This is a genomic window from Pseudoduganella sp. GCM10020061 (assembly GCF_042683405.1).
Taxonomy (GTDB): Bacteria; Pseudomonadota; Gammaproteobacteria; order Burkholderiales; family Burkholderiaceae_D; genus Telluria.
In genome coordinates this window covers 790363-811344 of sequence record NZ_JBHUJS010000002.1, presented here as the reverse complement: position 1 = coordinate 811344, position 20982 = coordinate 790363, and the positions used below count along the sequence as shown (strand labels likewise).

Genomic DNA, 20982 nt, shown 5'->3' with positions numbered 1-20982 from the left:
CTGCCGAACTACCTGGGATGGCGCTGGGCACTCGACAAGCATCGCATCGAAGATCCGCTGGTGATGTTGCGCGCCACAGTTGGCGTGTTCCCACACTTAACGTGGACATAGCCTTTTTTTTTGCGGCGCTTCCCGACTTTCCGGCGCTGCGCCACGAGTCCGTGGCACAGTCCCCTGAGTTTCCGGTAAGCTTGGCACATCGAAACCTTTTGCGCGTCCATGCTGATCAACTGCTCCGCCTACCAGGAAGGCAACAAGATCGCCGACATCCCGGTGCCCGACATCAGCGAGCACCTCGCCGTGCCGGGCCGGTTCGTGTGGGTGGCGCTGCGCGACCCGTCGCACGACGAGCTGGCGGTGATGCAGGAAGAGTTCGGCCTGCACGAGCTGGCGGTCGAGGACGCGATGCGCGGCAACCAGCGTCCCAAGGTGGAGGAGTACGGCGACAGCCTGTTCGCGGTGGTGAAGACGCTGGAGCCGGAAGGCGACGACTACCAGGTAGGCGAGGTGGACATCTTCATCGGCCCCAACTTCGTGCTGTCCTCGCGCCGCAACAGCAACCAGGACTTCATGGCGGTGCGCGCGCGCGCCGAGCGCGAACCGGAATTGCTGCGGCTGGGGCCTTCGTTCGTGCTCTACACGCTGCTCGACACCGTGGTGGACCGCTACTTCCCGCTGGCCGAGGCGCTCGAGTGGGAACTGGAAAAGATCGAAGAGCGCATCTTCATCCGCGGCTCGCAGCGCCGCAACATCGAGCGCCTGTATGCGCTCAAGTCCAAGGTGCTGGTGCTGCGGCATGCCGTCGCGCCGCTGATGGAAGCGGTGGGCAAGCTGTATGGCGGCCGCGTGCCGGCCATGTTCCTGGGCGCTGAGGAATACTTCCGCGACGTGCACGACCACCTGTTCCGCCTGAACGGCACCCTCGACACGATCCGCGACACCATCAACACGGCGATCCAGGTGAACCTGTCGATGACGGCGATCGAGGAGAGCGAAGTGAACAAGAAGCTGGCGGCGTGGGCGGCGATCTTCGCCACCTTCACCGCCTTTGCCGGCATCTGGGGCATGAACTTCGAGCACATGCCTGAGCTCAATTCCGTATGGGGATACCCGGCCGCGCTGGGGCTGATGATCGGCGTGGCCGGCTACATGTACTGGCGCTTCCGCAAGGCCGGCTGGCTCTAGCGCCACCACTCCCTAAATGGGGACAGACCCCATTTTTCAAGCAATATTTCCCTCAAAATGGGGTCTGTCCCCATTTCGCCCACCAGTTCCTTAATGGGGACAGACCCCATTTTTCGAGCAATGTTTCTCTCAAAATGGGGTCTGTCCCCATTTCGCCCGTTTGCCGCTGGTGGGGGCTTTGTTTGGATGGGTGTGGTTTTTCTGCCACCTACCGGCTGACTCGAAGTTGACACCGGTCAACTCCAAATGGTCTGATGCCTTTGCTTTTCTTATCAGAAAAGTAAGGCGTTTTCACTCACCTGAACGAAAGGATTCCACCTACCCGAACCTGCCGGTGCTTTGATTGTTTTACTGCTGTTGATGTTGGCATTGCTCTGATTTCAAAAAACAAAACTCATAATTTTGATTGGGGAAGATATGTTGCATACAGGGAAACAGAAGTCGCGTGCAGCCGTGCTGCGCCAATCCGCCATCTCCGTCGCCATCGGCATGTGCTTCATCGGCGCTGCCTGGGCGGCCGAATCGGGCGGCCTGCGGATTTCGATTACGGGCACCGGAGGCAAGCCGTTGGCGGGCGCGACAGTGAAGATCAGCTCGCCGAGCAGCCTGGTGACCAAGACGGTGGTGACCGAGGCCGACGGTTCGGTCCGCGTGGCCGGCCTCGATCCTGCGGCCGACTACAAGGTGGAAGTGGTGGCGCCGGGCTACTCGGACTTCAGCGCCAGCGACGTGGTGGTCATCAGCGGACAGAACATCACCCTCAACTACGCCCTGGGCGCGGACACTGCGCAACGGGTGGTCGTGTCCGGCTCGCGCCTGGCGCTGGTCGATACCACCTCCGCCACCGTGGGCACGGTGCTGAACCTGAGCGTCGTGGAATCGCTGCCGACCGGCCGCAACTACCAGAGCTACCTCCAGCTGGTGCCCGGCGTGAAGCCATCCGAAGGCGGCAATCCCGCCTCCAAGTCCGGCGTGAACTATGCGGACATCGGCGGCGCGACCGGCACCTCCACCGACAACGTCTACATCCTCGACGGCGTCGACGTGACCGACTCGAATTCCGGCACCTACGGCGCCAACATCAATTCCGAGATCATCCAGGAGCAGCAGATCCTGACCGGCGGCATTCCAGCGGAGTACGCGGGCGGGTCGGGCCTGGTGTCGAAGGTGGTCACCAAGTCCGGTGGCAACGAGTTCCACGGCTCGGTGAACTACTACAAGCAAAGCGACAGCCTGATCGCGGATAACAAGAACAAGCCCAACTCCGGCTTCTCGAACTACGATGCGGCGGTCACGCTGGGCGGCCCGATCATCAAGGACAAGCTGTGGTTCTTTAGCTCGTACCAGCGCAAGAGCGGCGATACAGACGTGACCACCACGTCGGGCCAGTACCTGCGCACGGTGAAGCGCGAGGAGAAGCTCGGCTTCGTCAAGCTCACCTGGCAACCGACGGAAAACGACCGCCTGGTGGCGTCGTTCTTCAACGACCCCACGACGTCCAGCGGTTCGCTGGACGAGTCGATCCTCAACAACCGCGATTCGCGCCGCGTGACCGGCGGCGACAACTACCGGGTCGACTACACCAGGGACATCGGCGACCTGCGCGTGAACGCCTATGCGTTCCGCCATGAAGGCGAGCTGTCCACCTACGCGGCCGACCTGTCGACCCGCAACGACGTGGCGTTCTTCCACGCCTCGCCCGCGCCGACCGTGGCCCAGCGCAGCCAGGGCGGCCTGGGCGCGGCGCTGGCGACCCAGCGCAACCGCGACGAGATCGGCCTGAGCGCCGAGTACTTCTTCGAAACCGCGTCGATGGGAACCCACACCATCAAGGCCGGCTTCTCGCGTTCCGATAACGAATACGTGGAAGACTCCCTGTTCACCGGGCCGGAAAGCGCGCAGTATTCCTCGATCGCCCTGGCCAACGCGGGGGTCTCGTTCAACGAGTTCGTCGGGGAGGGCTGGGCCGGTACCCGTTCCATCGTGGCCGGCGACATCCCGCGCGTGATCAACGCGATCAACGCGAGCCCCGACAAGGCCTTCTTCGTCGGCCTGCTCGACGCCAACGGCGATGGCGCGGTCTCGGAGGCGGAGATCCAGGCCTACCACTTCAACAGCACCGCCGGTAACCCGACCGGCCAGGTCAACAACTACCGCAGTGTGCAGGTGCAGTCCTCGCCCTACACCGTCAAGGCGACCGGCAAGGCGTTCTACCTGCAGGACACCTGGACCATGAACAAGTGGACCGTCAACGGCGGCGTGCGCGCCGAAGAGTGGGTGCACTACGATTCGAAAGACCAGCAGTCCGCCAAGTTCAAGTGGAAGCTGGCGCCCCGCCTGAGCACCGTGTATGACGTGGATGCCGATGGCCGCCGCAAGGTGTGGGCCTTCCTCGGCCGCTACTACGACCCGGTGCGCACCAACATGTCGGACTTCGCCGGCAACCTGACCGGCCCGATCCAGGAAGAGCAGATCCACCTGGGCGACCGCTGGCTGACCTTCCGCACCCGCGGCGGCCCGAAGACGCCGGACGCGCTGTTCGCGCCATCGACCAAGACGCCGTACACCGACGAGTTCATGCTCGGCTACGCGACTTCCCTGGGCCGCGACTACACCCTGTCGGTCAGCTACAGCAAGCGCCAGACCCGCGATATCCTCGAAGACTATGACCTGACCCTGTACTCGGATCCGACGCTGACGCCGGCAACCGCGCAGCAGGGGTATGCGGCGCCGGGCACGAAGTACTACCTGCCGTATTCGTACTTCGGCTATTCGGCCAAGCCCAATTCGAACTACGTGATCGCGACGCTGGCAGGCGGCAAGCGCGACTACCAGGGCGTGGAAGTCAGCCTGACCAAGGCCAGGCGCGACAACTGGCAGGGCGCGGCGTCGTACACCTACAACGACGCCAAGGGCAATACGAACTCGGACAGTAACGCCGACTTCCAGGGCGACTGGATCGCGCTCGATCCGCGCGCACCGAACGCCTACGGCGACCAGCCCGGCAACATCAAGCACCAGGTGAAGGGATACGGCACGTACTTCTTCAACAACGGGCTGCAGGTGGGCGCGGTGTTCAACTGGAACAGCGGCGTCCTGTACAGCCGCACCCAGCTCATCTCGCGCCGCAACCTGCCGCTGATGAACCTGGAAACGCCTTACGTGGATGGCGGCGTGCTCGACACCTGGATCGTTCCGGACTCGATCGGCAGCCAGAAAGCGCCTGCTTACTACACCTTCGACGTCCAGCTGAAGTACACGCACACCTTCATGGGCAGGCACAAGGTGGAGCTGTTCCTGGACGTGCTGAACGTGCTGGACAAGCAGATGGCGACGTCCGAGATGCAGCTGGTCGCCGGTAACGGCGCCTACGCCTTCGGCGAGCCGAACGAATGGGTCAAGCCGCGCCGCATCTACCTGGGCGCGCGCTACTCGTTCTGACCTGCACCGGCGTCAGAATGAAACCGGCCCCTCGCGGGGCCGGTTTTTTTTCAGGCTTGGGTCCTGGCCCTGCGGGGCTGTCCTGTCCTTCGTGAAGCCGCCACTGCAAGGGCAGGGGCAGTCCCTGCGGAGTCTCTTTACCCGCGCGCCATCGACAGGGCGACGGCTTCGGCGACGCGGATGCCATCCACGCCCGCCGACAGGATCCCGCCCGCATAGCCGGCGCCTTCGCCGGCCGGGAACAGCCCGCGCGTGTTCAGGCTTTGCAGGTCGTCGTCGTTGCGCTTGATGCGGATCGGCGACGAGGTGCGCGTTTCCACGCCGGTCAGCACGGCGTCTTCCTTGTAGTAGCCGCGGATCTGCTTGTCGAAGGCGACGAAGGCTTCGCGCATCGCGGTGATCGCATAGTCCGGCAGGGCGGTGGCCAGGTCGGTCAGGTGCACCGCCGGCTTGAACGACGGGATCACGGAGCCGAACTGCGTGGACGGCACCCCGCGCACGAAGTCGCCCATCAGCTGGCCCGGCGCATCGTAGTTGCTGCCGCCCAGGACGAAGGCGCGCGACTCCAGCTCGCGCTGGAAGTCGATGCCGGCCAGCGGGTGGCCCGGATAGTCTTCCGGCGTGATGCCCACGACGATCGCGCTGTTGGCGTTGCGCTCCGCGCGCGAGTACTGGCTCATCCCGTTGGTGACCACGCGGCCTTCTTCGGACGATGCCGCCACCACTGTGCCGCCCGGGCACATGCAGAAGCTGTACACCGAACGGCCGTTGGAGGCGTGGTGCACGATCTTGTAGTCGGCCGCGCCGAGGATCTTGTTGCCGGCGTTCGGGCCGAAGCGGCACACGTCGATCAGCGACTGCGGATGCTCGACGCGGAAGCCGATCGAGAACGGCTTGGCTTCGATGTACACGCCGCGGTCGTACAGCATCTGGAAGGTGTCGCGCGCGCTGTGGCCGACTGCAGCCACCAGGTGGCGCGTCGGCAGCACCTCGCCGTCGTTCAGCACCACGCCGCGCAGCTGGCGCTGGCCGCTTTCCTCTTCCACGATGATATCGGTGACGCGGGTCTGGAAGCGGATCTCGCCGCCCATCGCGATGATGTTCTCGCGCATCTGCTCGACCATCTTCACTAGGCGGAAGGTGCCGATGTGCGGCTTGCTGACGTACAGGATCTCTTCCGGCGCGCCGGCCTTGACGAACTCGGTCAGCACCTTGCGGCCGTAGTGCTTGGGATCCTTGATCTGGCTGTACAGCTTACCGTCCGAGAACGTGCCGGCGCCGCCTTCGCCGAACTGCACGTTCGACTCCGTATTCAGCTTGCGCTTGCGCCAGAAGCCGAAGGTGTCCACGGTGCGCTCGCGCACGATCTTGCCGCGTTCGAGCACGATCGGGTTCAGGCCCATCTGCGCCAGGATCAGCGCCGCGAACAGGCCGCACGGGCCCATGCCGATCACGACCGGGCGCTCGTGGCGGTCGCGGAACTCGCTCGCGTCGGCGACGAACTTATAGCTGGTATCGGGGGCCGGGAGGATGTACTGGTCGCCTGCGTGGCGGGCCAGCACCTGCGCCTCGTCCTTCACCTCCACGTCGATCGCGTAGATCAGGACGATGGCGGTCTTCTTGCGCGCATCGTAGCTGCGCTTATAGACGGTAAAGCCGAGCAGATCCGATTCCGGAATGCCCAGGCGCGCGACGATCGCGGCCGGCAGCGCGGCTTCGTCGTGATTAAGTGGGAGCTTGAGTTCGTTGATGCGTAACATGCGGAGCCTTTCGGGTGCGCGCTTGCGATGCGCGAAAGGCGATATTCTACCCGACCCAAAATGGGGACAGACCCCATTTTGATGTGTCACCACCCCACCTGCAATTAACACCGAAATGGGGACAGACCCCATTTTGATGTGTCACCGCCCGGTTTGCAGTTAACAACAAAATGGGGTCTGTCCCCATTTTGGGTTAGGACCAGTGGGCCTGGAGGATGGAGAGCGCGGCGAGGGCGGCGGTCTCGGTGCGCAGTACGCGCGCGCCCATGGTCAGCAGCAGGGCGCCCGCCGCGATGGCCGCATCCTCTTCTTCGGCGCTGAAGCCGCCCTCGGGGCCGACCATCAGCGTCAGGGGCTGCGGTGCGTTGGCGCGCGCCCAGCCGGCCAGAGTGGACGTGCCGCGCGGCGACAGCAGGATGCGTTGGCCGGCGGCCGGACGCGCCAGCCACGGGATGACGTCGGCCGGCGCATGCAGCGCGGCCAGGCGCGTGCGGCCGCTCTGGCAGCTTGCCGCTTCGATCACGCCCTGCCAGTGCGCCAGCTTTTTTTCGGCGCGCTCGGCCGACAGCTTCACCACCGACCGCCGCGCCGCCAGCGGCTGGATCGACGCCACGCCCAGCTCCACCGCTTTTTCGACGATCCAGTCCATCTTGCTGCCTTCGGGCAGGCCCTGCGCCAGCTGCACGGCGTACGCCAGTTCCACCGCCGGCTCGGCGCGCGCGGTCACCAGCGCCTGCGCGTGCTTCTTGCCGATCTCGCTCAGCTGGGCCGTGTATTCGGCGCCGTCGCCGTTGAACAGCGTCACTTCGTCGCCGGCCGCCAGCCGCAGCACGTGGATGTGGTGGGCAACTTCCGGCGGCAGCGGGGCGGGCTGGCCCACCGAAAACGGCTGCTGGCAATAGAAACGGGGCATCTGCGGCATTCCTGTAGGGTATTGAAATTCCGGCCATTTTAATTGTTGGCCGTGTCGCTCTGGTAAAATAATGAGTTTCGCAGGCCGGCCCCACAGCCAGTGCCCCGCACGCCGTATTCCAATCAGACCGCCCAGCCATACCATGAAATCTACGCTCCCGACCTCCCAGATGGCCAACGCAATCCGTGCGCTGGCAATGGACGCCGTCCAGAAAGCCAACTCCGGCCACCCAGGCATGCCTATGGGCATGGCCGAAATCGCCGTTGCGCTGTGGAGTGGCCACTACCGCCACAACCCGGCCAATCCGAAGTGGATCAACCGCGACCGCTTCCTGCTGTCGAACGGCCACGGCTCGATGCTGCATTACTCGCTGCTGCACCTGGCCGGCTACGACGTGTCGATGGACGACCTGCGCGACTTCCGCCAGCTCCACTCCAAGACCCCGGGCCACCCGGAAGTCGATATCACCCCGGGTATCGAGACCACCACCGGCCCGCTCGGCCAGGGCATCGCCAACGCGGTCGGCATGGCGCTGGCCGAGTGGCTGCTGGCGAACGAATTCAACAAGCCCGGCTTCGACGTGGTCGACCACTACACCTACGCGTTCCTGGGCGACGGCTGCCTGATGGAAGGCATCTCGCATGAGGTGTGCTCGCTGGCCGGCACCCTGCGCCTGAACAAGCTGGTGTTCCTGTACGACGACAACGGCATCTCCATCGACGGCAAGGTCGAGGGCTGGTTCACCGACGACACCCCGAAGCGTTTCGAGTCCTACGGCTGGAACGTGATCCGCGACGTCGACGGCCACAGCGTGGAAGCGGTGTCGGACGCGATCGCCGCCGCCAAGAAGTCGGACCGTCCGACCCTGATCTGCGCCAAGACCATCATCGGCAAGGGCTCGCCGAACCTGCAGGGCGGCGACAAGGTGCACGGCGCCGCGCTGGGCGACAAGGAAGTCGCGGCAGTGCGCGAGCACCTGCAGTGGGCGCACGAGCCGTTCGTGATTCCGCAGGACGTGTACGGCGCATGGGATGCGCGCGAGCAGGGCGCGGCCGACGAAGCGGCATGGGCCAAGCTGTTCGACGGCTACCGCGCCGAGTTCCCGCAGCTGGCTGCGGAACTGGAGCGCCGCATGAAGGGCGACCTGCCGGCCAACTTCGACGAGGTGCTGGACAAGGCGATCGCCGCCGCCGTCGAGAAGAAGGAAAACATCGCCACCCGCAAGGCATCGCAGAACGCGATCCAGGCGCTGGCGCCGGTGCTGCCTGAGTTCCTGGGCGGCTCGGCCGACCTGACCGGCTCGAACCTGACCAACTGGAAGGAAATCGTGGCGGTGCGTTCGGGCCAGCCGGGCAACCACATCAACTACGGCGTGCGCGAGTTCGGCATGGCCGCGATCATGAACGGCGTCGCCCTGCACGGCGGCTACATCCCGTTCGGCGCGACCTTCCTGACCTTCTCGGACTACAGCCGCAACGCGATCCGCATGGCCGCGCTGATGAAGCAGCGTTCGCTGTTCGTGTTCACCCACGACTCGATCGGCCTGGGCGAAGACGGCCCGACCCACCAGTCGGTCGAGCACGTGTCCTCGCTGCGCCTGATCCCGAACCTGGACAACTGGCGTACCTGCGACACCGTCGAGACCATGGTGGCATGGGGCGAAGCGGTCAAGCGCAAGAACGGTCCGAGCACCCTGATCTTCTCGCGCCAGAACCTGCCGTTCCAGGAGCGCACTGCGGCGCAAATCGCCGACATCGCCAAGGGCGGCTACGTGCTCAAGGAAGCCGACGGCGCCAAGGTCACCCTGATTGCGACCGGCTCGGAAGTCGAGCTGGCGATGGCTGCTGCCGAGGCGCTGGCAGGCGAGGGCATTGCCGCGCGCGTGGTCTCGATGCCGGCCACCGACGTGTTCGACCGCCAGGACAAGGCCTACAAGGCCGCCGTGCTGGGCGCTGCGCCGCGCGTGGCGATCGAAGCCGGCGTCACCGACTTCTGGTACAAGTACGTGGGCCTGGAAGGCGCCGTGGTGGGCATCGACTCGTTCGGCGAGTCCGCGCCGGCGGGCGTGCTGTTCAAGCACTTCGGCTTCACCGTCGAGAACGTGGTCGCGAAAGCCAAGTCGGTCATCTGATACTGCCGTCCTCTCCCCGCGCAAGCGGGGAGGACGGCGACGCTAGCGAAACCTTTTTTTATCAATCAGGAGCAGAGCATGACGATCAAAGTAGCAATCAACGGTTACGGCCGCATCGGCCGCAATATCCTGCGCGCCCACTACGAAGGCGGCAAGAAGCATGACATCCAGATCGTGGCCATCAACGACCTGGGCAACGCCGAGTCGAACGCCCACCTGACCCGCTACGATACCGCGCATGGCAAGTTCCCGGGCACCGTTGCCGTGGAAGGCGACTACATGATCGTCAACGGCGACAAGATCCGCGTGTTCGCGCAGCGTAACCCTGCCGAGATCCCATGGGGCGAGCTGGGCGTGGACGTGGTGCTGGAATGCACCGGCTTCTTCACCACCAAGGAAAAGGCGTCGGCGCACCTGAAGGGCGGCGCCAAGAAAGTGATCATCTCCGCACCGGGCGGCAAGGACGTGGACGCGACGGTCGTGTACGGCGTCAACCACGGCGTGCTGAAGTCGACCGATACGGTGATCTCGAACGCGTCCTGCACCACCAACTGCCTGGCCCCGCTGGTCAAGCCGCTGAACGACGCGATCGGCCTGGAAAACGGCCTGATGACCACCGTGCACGCCTACACCAACGACCAGGTGCTGACCGACGTGATGCACGAAGACCTGCGCCGCGCCCGTTCCGCCACCCAGTCGATGATTCCGACCAAGACCGGCGCCGCCGCCGCGGTCGGCTTGGTCATGCCTGAGCTGAACGGCAAACTGGACGGCTACGCGATCCGCGTGCCGACCATCAACGTGTCGATCGTCGACCTGTCGTTCATCGCCAAGCGCGACACCACCGTGGACGAAGTCAACGCGCTGATGAAGGCGGCCTCGGAAGGCGCCCTGAAAGGCATCCTGACCTACAACACCGACCCGCTGGTGTCCGTCGACTTCAACCACAACCCGGCATCGTCGAACTTCGACGCCACCCTGACCAAAGTGTCGGGCCGCCTGGTCAAGGTGTCGTCCTGGTACGACAACGAGTGGGGCTTCTCGAACCGCATGCTCGACACCACCGTCGCGCTGATGACCGCCAAGTAATTTAGTAGCACCCATCCAGACCGCCCCGCCAGCAATGGCCGGGCGGTTTTTTTGTGCTCCGCAACAAAGCGGAATTTCGCGCAATCTCCGCGTAAATACATCTATCTTACGCGAACGTCCTGCTTTCTCCCGCTTCTTGGTCCATTTGGTGCCTATCTCGCATAACTTGCAGGAATGCCAAGCTATAAATGGGCGGAATAGGATCATGCAATTGCTGTCAAGTGTGTTGTTTCTTTGTCGATATTGATTGTTGTCAGTTGACACACCTCAAGACGGAATGGTCTTATGCAGATGTTCAAGTCGTTGCTTTGTCGACGGACGGGAGACCGCGAGTCGAAGGTTGAACATGCATTGGTAGCAAAAAGCCTGAAACCACAATAAATACAGGCTCATTTTTATAAAAATGAATTGGAGAAACCCGAATGTATCAACGCACTAAAATTGCCGTAGCCGTGACGATGGCACTCGGCGCAATGTCCGCGTACGCGCAGACCACCACCGAGGCGCCAGCACCTGCAGAGATGCAACGCGTCGAAGTGACCGGTTCGCGTATCCGCGCAGTGGACCTGGAAACCGCACAGCCGGTCCAGGTGATGAACGCCGAACAGATCCAGAAGACCGGTCTGGTTACCCTGGGCGACATCGTCAACAACCTGACCAGCGTCGGTTCCCCAAACTTCTCGAAGGGCGGCGTCCTGACCTCCAACCGCGAGCAGGGCGGTGACTACATCAACATGCGCGGCCTCGGCGCCCAGCGTATGCTGGTGCTGGTCAACGGCAAGCGCTGGACCACCACCGTCGGCGGCTTTACCGACTTCTCGACCATCCCGACCTCCATGGTCGAGCGCATGGAAATCCTGAAGGACGGCGCGTCGGCAATTTACGGCTCGGATGCTATCGCAGGCGTGGTCAACTTCATCCTGAAGAAGAACATGCAGGGCGGCGACGCCAGCGCATACGTTGGCCAGAACGAAGACGGCGACGGTAAATCGGAAGCCTACCACCTGACCTATGGCGCGGGCGACGACAAGGCATCGCTGATGTTCGCGCTGACCCACTCCAAGCGTGGCGCGATCTGGGCACGCGACCGTGAACTGACCAAGTACACCTACGGTCCAGGCAAGGAAACCGCTGGCCTGGTCGGCGGCGTATGGGGCCGTATCCGCCAGGTCAGCGCCTCTGGCGGCGCTACCGGCTTCAACCGCGTGATCAACCACACCGGCACCTACGACGGTGCGGGCACCGGCGCAGTCTCGCGCGACCCGGCCAACTACCACAACTTCACCGGCGCGGTAGAAGACCTGTACAACGCGTCGCAAGACATGATGTTCAACTCGCCAACGCAGCTGAGCACCATGTTCACCAAAGGCGCGGTGTCCCTGCCACACGACATCCAGCTGACCACCACTGCGTCGTACTCCGACCGTAAGGCGATCGCGACCGTCGCAGGTTATCCGGCTTCGTCGACCATGCAGCCGAAGAACCCGGTGTACCTGTCGAAGGACAGCTACTACAACCCGTACGGCAACCAGGTTGCTGGCGCCGGCCTGGGCCAGGACCTGTTCTGGTACCGCCGCACGATGGAAGTGCCACGCCAGACCACCAACCGTAACCGTACCATCCACGTGGACGTGAACCTGGAAGGCGAATTCAGCCTTGGCCAGAACGCGTGGAACTGGTCCGTGGGCGTGAACCACAACAACCTGATCGGCACCACCGACAACACCGGCAACCTGAACCTGGTCCAGCTGAAGAAAGCACTGGGTCCATCGTTCCTGAACGCCGCAGGCCAGGTACAGTGCGGTACCCCAACCGCGCCGATCGCGCTGTCCGAGTGCGTACCGTTCGACATCATCGGCGGCCCATCGGCATCGACCCCGGCAGCGCTGAAGTTCGTGATGGCTGACGGCCACGCGACCTACGGTTCGACCGTGAACTCGTACACCGCGGACATCGGCGGCGAAGTCTGGCAGCTGCCAGCAGGCGCCCTGGGCTTTGCGGCTGGTATCGAGAAGCGTGAAGTGGAAGGTTACGACCGTCCGAACGCGCTGGACCAGCTGAACCTGACCTCCAGCCTGGCTGGCAAGTCGACCTTCGGCAAGTACGACGTGAAAGAAGCATACGTCGAGCTGAACATCCCTGTCCTGAAAGGCATGCGCTTCGCTGAACTGCTGTCCTTCAACCTGGCATCGCGCTACTCGGACTACTCGAGCTTCGGTGACACCACCAACTCGAAGATCAGCTTCATGTACAAGCCGAACAAGGACATGCTGTTCCGCGGTACGTTTGCTGAAGGCTTCCGTGCACCGACCCTGGGCGACACCTTCGGCGGCGGCTCGCAGACCTTCGACACCTACCTCGATCCTTGCGACACCGCATGGGGCCAGGCAGCGACCAACCCGGAAGTCAAGACCCGTTGTACCGCTGGTGGCGTTCCAGCAACCTTCCGCCAGGTGAACTCGGCAGGTACCCCTGTGCCGAACACCGGTGCGCAGACCCCGTTCCCATTCGAGAGCGGCGCTGGCAACGAGTTCCTGCAGCCTGAAACTGCAGAAACCCGCACCCTCGGCCTGGTGTACAGCCCAAGCTATGTGGCTGGCCTGACCGTCGGCCTGGACTGGTTCGACATCCGCGTTTCCGACCGCATCACCGCTGTCGGTACCGGCTACATCCTGAACCAGTGCTATGTGGCGGGCGTGAGCCAGTTCTGCGGTCTGTTCAAGCGTGACCCGGTTTCGGGCCAGGTGGTTGAACTGCGCCGCGGTAACGCAAACCTGGGCAAACAGTCGACCGAAGGCGTGGACATCACCGTGAACTACCGCCTGCCAGCAACGGCATGGGGCAAGTTCGGTGTCCGTTCCGAAACGACCTACCTGGATTCGTACATCATCCAGTCGACCGCAACCTCGACCCCGTTCAACTACGCGGGTGAGTATGGCCAGGCGCGCTGGAAGTCGAACACCAGCGTTGACTGGAACATGGGCAACTGGTCGGCCACCATGTCGGCTCGCTACGTCAGCCACGTGAAGGTCACCTGCTGGACCGCGACGGAAGAGTGCAACACGCCACTGGGCCAATGGTCGGGCGGCGAAGGCTACGACCTGAAGGGTTCCGTCACTTACTACGACCTGGTCGGCTCCTACGCCTTCCCATGGAAGGGTAAGCTGCTGGTTGGTGTCAACAACGTGTTCGGCAAGAAGCCACGTATCAACTACGACGCTTCCGCATCGGCATCGTCGGTTGACCCAGACGTCCCACTGGACCGCTTCTTCTACGTCCGCTACAACCAGTCGTTCTAATCACGCGGCCCCGCAAGGGGCTGTTTGAGACGAATAGCTGAAAAAAACCCGCCCGGCGCAAGCCGGGCGGGTTTTTCTTTTAGGGGCTTCGGGAACTGCCCCGAAGGGACCGGCCCTGTTTATCCGAACGTGGCGCGCCAGAGCGCCAGCACGTGGGCCGTGTGCGCCTCGACCAGCTCCGGCTCGACCCGCGCGGCCTCGGTGCCCTGCAGGCGCGCCTGGTGCTGCAGCCTGCGCATCGCGCGGTAGGCGTCGCCCACTTCCTCGGCCACCTGCGCCGTGACCAGCCCCGCGTCCGCCATCATGCGCAGCAGCTTGATATTGCCCCAGTTGCCGGTCAGCTGCGGGTGCTGTGCCGCGTGCCGCAACACCAGGTACTGCACGATGAACTCGACATCGATCATGCCGCCCGCATCGTGCTTGAGGTCGAACAGGGCGGTGCGGTTCGGATGGGCCTCGCGCATGCGCTCGCGCATCTTGAGCACTTCCGCTGCCAGCTGCGCCGGGTCGCGCTCCTTGCGCAGCACGTCGATGCGCACCTGCTCGAAGCGCTCGCCGATCTGGGCGTCGCCCGCGCAGAAGCGCGCGCGCGTCAGGGCCTGGTGCTCCCATACCCATGCCGCCTCGTTCTGGTAGCGCTCGAACGCGGCCAGCGAGGACACCAGCATGCCGCTGGCGCCGTTCGGCCGCAGCGCCGTGTCGATGTCGAACAGGGTGCCGGCCGGCGTGTGGCATGTCATCCAGGTGATGAAGCGCTGCGCCAGCTTGGCGTAGTTGGACGGCGCGTCCTGGTCCTCGTCGTCGAACAGGAAGATCACGTCCAGGTCGGACACGTAGCCCAGCTCCTTGCCGCCCAGCTTGCCGTAGGCGATCACGGCGAAGCGGGGCTCCTCGCGGTGGCGCGTGGCCACCGTCTTCCAGGCCTGGCGGATGGTGGCGGCCACGATCACGTCGGCCAGCAGCGACAGGTGGTCGGCCAGGCGCTCGACGGTCAGGTCGCCGGCCAGGTCCTGCGCCAGCAGGCGGAACAGCTGCACGTGCTGCACCTCGCGCAGCACGTCCATCTGCGCCTCCGTGTCGCCTTCGCACTCGGCAAAGCGTGCATCCAGTTCGGCGCGCAGCTCGACCGGATCGGGTCCGCCGCTGTACATGCTGTCGTCCAGGAGTTCGTCCAGCAGGATCGGGTGCTGCGACAGGAAGGTTGCGGCCCAGCCGCTCGAGTGCATCATGCGGATCACGCGTTCGAGCGTGTGCGGGTATTCGGTCAGGAGCGCCAGGTAGGCGGAACGGCGCGCGATCGCCTCGAAGAAGTCGAGCAGGCGCCCCAGCGTGGCCGAGCGCGAGCCGCGCCCCAGGCTGCCGGCCGTTCGCGCGATGATCGGCAGCGCCGCGTTGACCAGCGCCGCCAGCTTGTTGCGGCTGGCCTCGGGCATGGCCTGCATGCGTGGCGTCTGCCACGAGGCGAACAGGCGCTGGGCGCTGCCGGCCGGGTCGTCGAACCCGAGTTCCTCCAGGCGGGCCTGCACGGCCGCGCGGTTGTCGTCGTCGAGCCCTTCGGCATCGAAGGTGGCCGCTTCCTCGTCGCCGGACGATCCCGATTTGTCGCTGAACATTTCGTCGAACTGGCCGGCGACAAAGGCGCGGGTGGCCGCCAGGCGCGCATCGAGCGCGGCGGCGTCCGGCATGCCGAGCATCAGCGCGAGCGCCTCGCGGTCTTCCGGGCTGGCCGGCACCGCGTGGGTCTGGGCGTCGTCCAGGTATTGGATGCGGTGCTCCAGGTTGCGCAGGAAGGTGTAGGCCTCCAGCAGCTGGTCCACCACGTCCCTGGCCAGCAGTTCCTTGTCGGCCACCGCGCGCAGCGTCGCCCGGGTGGAGCGTTCGCGCAGCGCGGCGTCGCGCCCGCCGCGGATCAGCTGGAACACCTGGGCCAGGAATTCGATTTCGCGGATGCCGCCGCGCCCCAGCTTGACGTTGTTGCTGCGTTCAGGGTGCAGGCGTTCCTGGCGGTTCACCTCCGCGCGGATCTGCGCGTGCATGGTGCGGATCGCTTCGATCACGCCGAAGTCCAGGTAGCGCCGGTAGACGAAGGGGTGCACGATCGATTCGAGCTGGGAGATGTCCTCGGCCGCGCCGGTCACCGCGCGCGCCTTGACCCAGGCGTAGCGCTCCCACTCGCGGCCCTGGCGGATCAGGTATTCCTCCACCATGTTCAGGCTCGCCACCAGCGGGCCGGACTTGCCGTTCGGGCGCAGCGCCATGTCGACCCGGAACACGAAGCCGTCCTCGATCACTTCCGACAGCGCGGCGATCAGGCGCTTGCCCAAGCGCGCGAAGAACTCGTGGTTGGACAGCTGGCGCTGGCCGGCGCTCGTGACCACGGTGTCGCCGTCTTCCGGATACACGAAGATCAGGTCGATGTCCGACGAGACATTCAGCTCGCCGCCGCCGTGCTTGCCCATCGCCAATACGATCATCTCCTGGGCGCGGCCCGACTCCTCGCCGGTCGGCACGCCGTGTGCCTCGACCATTTCCGCCATCAGCGCCGCCAGCTGGGTGCGCACCGCGAAGTCGGCAAAACGGGTCATGGCCGACACCACTTCGTCCAGGTCGGCCTGGCCTTCGAGGTCGCGCCGGATGATGCTCGCTACCAGCAGGTTGCGCAGGCGCCGCATGGCGCGCGGCAACGGCAACCCGGCCGCCACTTCGCAGGCCAGCGCGGCCTCCAGGTCGGCCTCGTCCAGCCGGCCCTGCGCCAGGTGCGTGCATGCAGCGTCGCGCCCGTCGCCGGCGGCGGCCCAGCGTTGGTAGAAGCGGGATCTGGACAGCGCAGTTGTTGTCGGCATCGTATTGTAAGCAAGCGTTATCGGTTACCGGTTGGAAGGGGTCGATGCGGTAGAATTACGGCAACGCCTGGTCGGGTCAGGCGATGGTAAGTGGGCAGCGCTTTTGACGCAAGCGTCCCACCGCATGGCACACACGACGACAAGCCTTCTATTAGCTTTTTGATGCACAACCCGAACACCGAACACGCGACAGGAGAACACCTTCCGCTGGCCGAGCGCTGGGCGCGGATGCGCACGGCATACCGCATGGCCAACCGTGCCAGCCACCATGTGCTGGGCTTCGCGATCAAGGCGGTGTTGCTGGCGTACTTCCTGTTCGGCGTCATCTTCCTGGTGCTGCGCTATGTGGTGCTGCCCAATGTGGACTACTACAAGACCGATATCGAGCGCATCGCCAGCCGCGCCATCGGCAACCCGGTCACGATCCAGCGCGTGTACGCCTCCTGGAACGGATTGCGCCCGCACCTGTTCCTCGGCGACGTGGTCATCCGCGACCGGCAGGGCAGGCCGGCGCTGACGCTGCCGACCGTTACCGCCACCGTCTCGTGGTGGAGCGTGCCGGCGGCCGACCTGCGCTTCGAGACGCTGGAAATCATCCGCCCCGACCTGGATGTGCGCCGCACCCGCGACGGCGCGCTGTACGTGGCCGGCATGCGCATCCAGAGCGGCGGCCCGGAAGGCAAGGGCGGCGAGTGGGCGCTCAAGCAGCGCGCCATCATCGTGCGCGACGGGCGCGTCCGCTGGACCGACGAGCTGCGCGGCGCGGCGCCGCTGGAGCTGACTAAGGTCGAACTGGCCCTGCGCAACCGCTGGAACCGGCACCAGTTCGCGTTGCGCGCCACCCCGCCGGCGGCGCTGTCCCAGCCGCTGGACGTGCGTGCGCACTTCAGGCATCCGCGCTTCGCGCGCCGCAGCACCGATGTGTCGCTGTGGAAGGGCGAACTGTACGCCGACCTGCGCAACACCGACCTGGCGGCGTGGAAGCAGTACGTCGATTACCCGTTCACGCTCAACCGCGGACGCGGCTCGGTACGTGCCTGGCTCGCGGTCGACCACGCCCGCATGGAAGCGTTTACCGCCGACGTGGCGCTGGCCGACGTGAACGCGCAGCTGGCGCGGCACCTGCCGCCGCTCGACCTGGCGCGCGTGACCGGCCGCATCTCGGCCAGTGAGCAGTTCGACCGCAAGCGCGAGCCGGACGGCAAGCCGACCTTCGGCGCGCATGGCCATACCGTCAGCCTGGACAAGCTTGCGGTGCAGCTGGCCGGCGCGGCCGCGCTGCCGCCGATGTCGATGTCCGAGACCTTCACGCCGGCGACCGCCACCCGGCCCGCGCGCACGCGCGTGACGGCGCGCATGCTCGACCTGGGCACGCTGGCGCACCTGGCCGGGCAGCTGCCGCTCACGCAGCTGCAGCGCCAGCTGCTGGCCAACTACGCGCCGCGCGGTCGCCTGTCCGATTTTTCCGCCCAGTGGGAAGGGCGCTACCCGGCGATCCAGTCCTACCGCATCAAGGGCAAGGTGGAAGGCCTGTCCGTGCGCCCCCAGCCTGCGCGCGAGGCGCGTCCCGCCAGCGCCGGCATGCCGGCGGTCGCTGCCGCCGCGGCCATCCCCGGCGTGGACAACCTGACCGGCAGCGTGGACGCCAGCGACAAGGGCGGCGAAGTCAGGCTGGCCTCGCGCCAGGTGGTGCTGCAGCTGCCCGGCTATTTCGCCGAGCCGGCCATGCCCTTCGACCGGCTCGACGCCGACCTGCGCTGGGCGTTCGAGGATGGCAACCGCCTGCGCCTGGATATCGGTTCCCTGCATTTCGCGCAAGGGCAGTTGTCCGGATCGCTCAGGGGACGGCACACGCTGCCGCTCAAGCCGGGCGCAGGCGCCGCGGTCGCCGACCTGCACGGCACGCTGACCGGCTTCGACATCGGCACCGTCGGACGCTTCCTGCCGCTGAGCACACCGCCGCATCTGCACACCTGGCTGACCACCGCGCTGGAAGGCGGCATGCTGAACGACGCTGCGATACGCCTGCGCGGCGACCTGTCCCACTTCCCGTTCCACGGCGACCGCCCGGCCGAGCGCGCGCAGGGCGAATTCCGCGTCGCCGCGCGCATCGCCGACGGGCGCCTGAACTACGATCCTTCGCACACCGGCCCGGACGGCAAGTCCCCCCTGTGGCCGGTGGCCGAGCGGATCAACGGCACCATCGTGTTCGACCGCGCGCGCATGGAGATCCACGCCCAGACCGCCAGCACGCGGGGCGTGGCGCTGTCCGATATCAAGGCCGTCGTGCCCGACCTGAGCGCCGCCGACAAGCTGCTCGAGATCGACGGCAAGGCGGCGGCGCCGCTGCAGGGCTTTGTCGACTACATGGCGGCCAGCCCGGTGCTGGGCTGGATCGGCCATTTCACCGAGCGCACCCGCGCCACCGGCAACGCGCGCCTCGGCATCAAGCTGCAGATCCCGCTCAGCCATCCGCGCGACACCAAGGTGCGCGGCGCGCTGCAGTTGCAGGGCAACGAGATCGCGCTGTTCCCGGAACTGCCGGCAGTGCAGAACGCCACCGGCCGCATCGAGTTCTTCGAGCGCGGCGTGACGCTGCCGAACATCGCCGGCTCCTTCCTCGGCGGCCCGTTGACGGTATCCGGCGGCAGCCAGCGCGAGGGCGGCATCGTGGTGCGCCTTGCAGGCAGTGCGACGGCCGATGGCATCAAGCGCGCCTGGCCGGCGCCGGAGATGCAGCGCCTGGCTACGCGCTTCTCGGGCGCCACCCGCTTCGCCGGCCTGGTGACCGTCAGGGACGGCCAGGTGCAGGTGGCGGTCGATTCCTCGCTGGCCGGGCTGGGCCTGCATTTCCCGGCGCCGCTGTCGAAGGCGGCGGCCGAACCGCTGCCGCTGCGCTTCGTGCTCAACAGCCTGCCGCCGGCGGGCGAGGTGGGACGCGACGAGCTGCGCGTCTCGCTCGGCCAATTGGTGCAGGCGCGCTACCAGCGCGAGAAGACCGCCAACGGCGCGTGGCGCGTGGTGCGCGGCGGTATCGGCGTGAACAACCCGGCGCCGGAGCCGGACAGCGGGCTGCTGCTGAACGTCAGCCTGAAGTCGCTCGACGTCGACCAGTGGACGGCGCTCGGCCGGGAGATCGCGGGCGGCGGGGGAGCGGCCGTCCAGCGCGCCAGCGCCGGTCCCGGCCTGGCGCAGTACGTGGTGCCGGACGTGACCGCGGCGCGCGCGACCGAACTGGTGATCGGCGGGCGCAAGCTGGACGAAGTGGTGGTCGGTGCGACGCACACGAAGGGCACCTGGCAGGCCAGTATCGACTCGCGCCAGATCGGCGGCTACCTGACCTGGGACGACGCCGGCGGCGGCCAGAACCTCGGCAAGGTCACCGCGCGCCTGTCCTCGCTGGTGATCCCGGAGTCGGCCCAGGACGAAGTGAAGAACCTGCTGGAAGGCGACAACGACCGCAGCGCCACCATCCCCGCGCTGGATGTGGTGGCCGAGCGCTTCGTCCTGTTCGGCAAGGAGTTCGGCAAGATCGAACTGGTCGCCAACAACTCGCAGGTCGCGGTGGGCAAGGAATGGAAGATCAGCAAGCTGGCGATCTCCAATCCGGACGGCGACCTGGATGCGACCGGGCGCTGGGTCAGCAAGGACGGCAACAGCATCACCGCGCTGGACTTCCAGCTCGGCGTGCACGATGCGGGCAAGCTGCTGGACCGCCTCGGCTTCCCCGATACGCTCAAGCGCGGCAAGGGCAAGCTCTCCGGCGAAGTGTCGTGGCACGGCCTGCCGTACAAGCTCGATACGCCGACGCTGTCGGGCAGCATCCACCTGGACCTGGGAGCGGGCCAGTTCCTCAAGCAGGACCCGGGCGCGGCAAAACTGCTCGGCGTGCTGAGCCTGCAGATGCTGCCGCGCATGCTCAAGCTGGACTTCCGCGACGTGTTCTCGGAAGGCCTGGCCTTTGACGGCATCACCGCCAGCGCGGTCATCAACCGCGGCGTGCTCAAGACCGACAACCTGCGCATGCACGGGGTGGCGGCCACGGTGCTGATGGACGGCACCGCCGACATCGCGCGCGAGACGGCCGACCTGCATGTGGTGGTGATCCCCGAATTCAACCTGGGCACCGGACCGCTGGTGTATGCGCTGGCCGTGAATCCGGTGGTGGGCATCGGCGGCTTCCTGGCCCAGCTGTTCCTGCGCGCGCCGGTGATGCGCGCGCTGACCTATGAGATGAAGGTGAGCGGCCCTTGGAAGGAGCCGGTCATCACCAAGATCGCCAACCCGAACCGGCAGGCTGCCGCGGCGGCGAAACAATAGC

At 65.6% G+C, this 20982-nt stretch carries 9 protein-coding genes and 1 pseudogene; 7 read left to right on the top strand and 3 right to left on the bottom strand.

Annotated elements, in window-relative coordinates; translation table 11 throughout:
- The 3 genes and pseudogenes from ACFSQR_RS07420 to ACFSQR_RS07410 all read left to right on the top strand — a co-directional run.
- Positions 1-111: pseudogene (locus tag ACFSQR_RS07420) on the top strand (IS1595 family transposase); the annotation flags it as partial.
- Positions 112-219: 108 nt separating this feature from the next.
- A complete protein-coding gene (corA, locus tag ACFSQR_RS07415) occupies positions 220-1185 on the top strand; it encodes a magnesium/cobalt transporter CorA (protein ID WP_377729017.1) in 966 nt (321 codons plus the stop codon).
- Positions 1186-1638: 453 nt separating this feature from the next.
- The gene (locus ACFSQR_RS07410; RefSeq protein ID WP_377729016.1) at positions 1639-4626 is read left to right on the top strand and encodes a carboxypeptidase regulatory-like domain-containing protein; all 2988 of its coding nucleotides are present in this window, start codon (positions 1639-1641) and stop codon (positions 4624-4626) included.
- Between the two features lie 137 nt (positions 4627-4763).
- Here ACFSQR_RS07410 and ACFSQR_RS07405 read toward each other — a convergent pair whose 3' ends face one another.
- Positions 4764-6386 carry an NAD(P)/FAD-dependent oxidoreductase gene (locus ACFSQR_RS07405; protein WP_377729015.1) on the bottom strand — a complete coding sequence of 541 codons (1623 nt, stop codon included), beginning with the start codon at positions 6384-6386 and terminating at the stop codon, positions 4764-4766.
- A 193-nt stretch (positions 6387-6579) separates the two neighbouring features.
- A complete protein-coding gene (locus ACFSQR_RS07400; RefSeq protein ID WP_377729014.1) occupies positions 6580-7299 on the bottom strand; it encodes a 16S rRNA (uracil(1498)-N(3))-methyltransferase in 720 nt (239 codons plus the stop codon).
- Between the two features lie 142 nt (positions 7300-7441).
- Here ACFSQR_RS07400 and tkt point away from each other — a divergent pair, with 142 nt between their 5' ends.
- From tkt to ACFSQR_RS07385, 3 genes are all read left to right on the top strand, one after another.
- On the top strand, positions 7442-9430 hold the full coding sequence (tkt, locus tag ACFSQR_RS07395) for a transketolase (protein WP_377729013.1): 1989 nt from the start codon (positions 7442-7444) through the stop codon (positions 9428-9430).
- A gap of 78 nt (positions 9431-9508) precedes the next feature.
- Positions 9509-10519 (top strand): type I glyceraldehyde-3-phosphate dehydrogenase, encoded by a 1011-nt coding sequence (gene gap, locus ACFSQR_RS07390; RefSeq protein ID WP_377729012.1) that lies wholly within the window; start codon positions 9509-9511, stop codon positions 10517-10519.
- 458 nt (positions 10520-10977) lie between these two features.
- A complete protein-coding gene (locus ACFSQR_RS07385) occupies positions 10978-13818 on the top strand; it encodes a TonB-dependent receptor plug domain-containing protein (protein WP_377729011.1) in 2841 nt (946 codons plus the stop codon).
- 119 nt (positions 13819-13937) lie between these two features.
- Here the strand turns inward: ACFSQR_RS07385 and glnE are convergent, their stop codons facing one another.
- Positions 13938-16661, bottom strand: a complete 2724-nt coding sequence (gene glnE, locus ACFSQR_RS07380; protein WP_377729010.1) for a bifunctional [glutamate--ammonia ligase]-adenylyl-L-tyrosine phosphorylase/[glutamate--ammonia-ligase] adenylyltransferase — start codon at positions 16659-16661, stop codon at positions 13938-13940.
- A gap of 162 nt (positions 16662-16823) precedes the next feature.
- Here glnE and ACFSQR_RS07375 point away from each other — a divergent pair, with 162 nt between their 5' ends.
- A complete protein-coding gene (locus tag ACFSQR_RS07375; protein WP_377729009.1) occupies positions 16824-20981 on the top strand; it encodes a YhdP family protein in 4158 nt (1385 codons plus the stop codon).
- Position 20982: the final 1 nt, after the last annotated feature.

What these genes read in the sequence shown, in the direction of transcription:
- corA (WP_377729017.1), top strand. Translation starts at nt 220, where the DNA reads ATGCTGATCAACTGCTCCGCCTACCAGGAAGGCAACAAGATCGCCGAC.
- ACFSQR_RS07405 (WP_377729015.1), bottom strand. Translation starts at nt 6,386, where the DNA reads ATGTTACGCATCAACGAACTCAAGCTCCCACTTAATCACGACGAAGCC.
- ACFSQR_RS07400 (WP_377729014.1), bottom strand. Translation starts at nt 7,299, where the DNA reads ATGCCCCGTTTCTATTGCCAGCAGCCGTTTTCGGTGGGCCAGCCCGCC.
- tkt (WP_377729013.1), top strand. Translation starts at nt 7,442, where the DNA reads ATGAAATCTACGCTCCCGACCTCCCAGATGGCCAACGCAATCCGTGCG.
- gap (WP_377729012.1), top strand. Translation starts at nt 9,509, where the DNA reads ATGACGATCAAAGTAGCAATCAACGGTTACGGCCGCATCGGCCGCAAT.
- ACFSQR_RS07385 (WP_377729011.1), top strand. Translation starts at nt 10,978, where the DNA reads ATGGCACTCGGCGCAATGTCCGCGTACGCGCAGACCACCACCGAGGCG.
- glnE (WP_377729010.1), bottom strand. Translation starts at nt 16,661, where the DNA reads ATGCCGACAACAACTGCGCTGTCCAGATCCCGCTTCTACCAACGCTGG.
- ACFSQR_RS07375 (WP_377729009.1), top strand. Translation starts at nt 16,824, where the DNA reads ATGCACAACCCGAACACCGAACACGCGACAGGAGAACACCTTCCGCTG.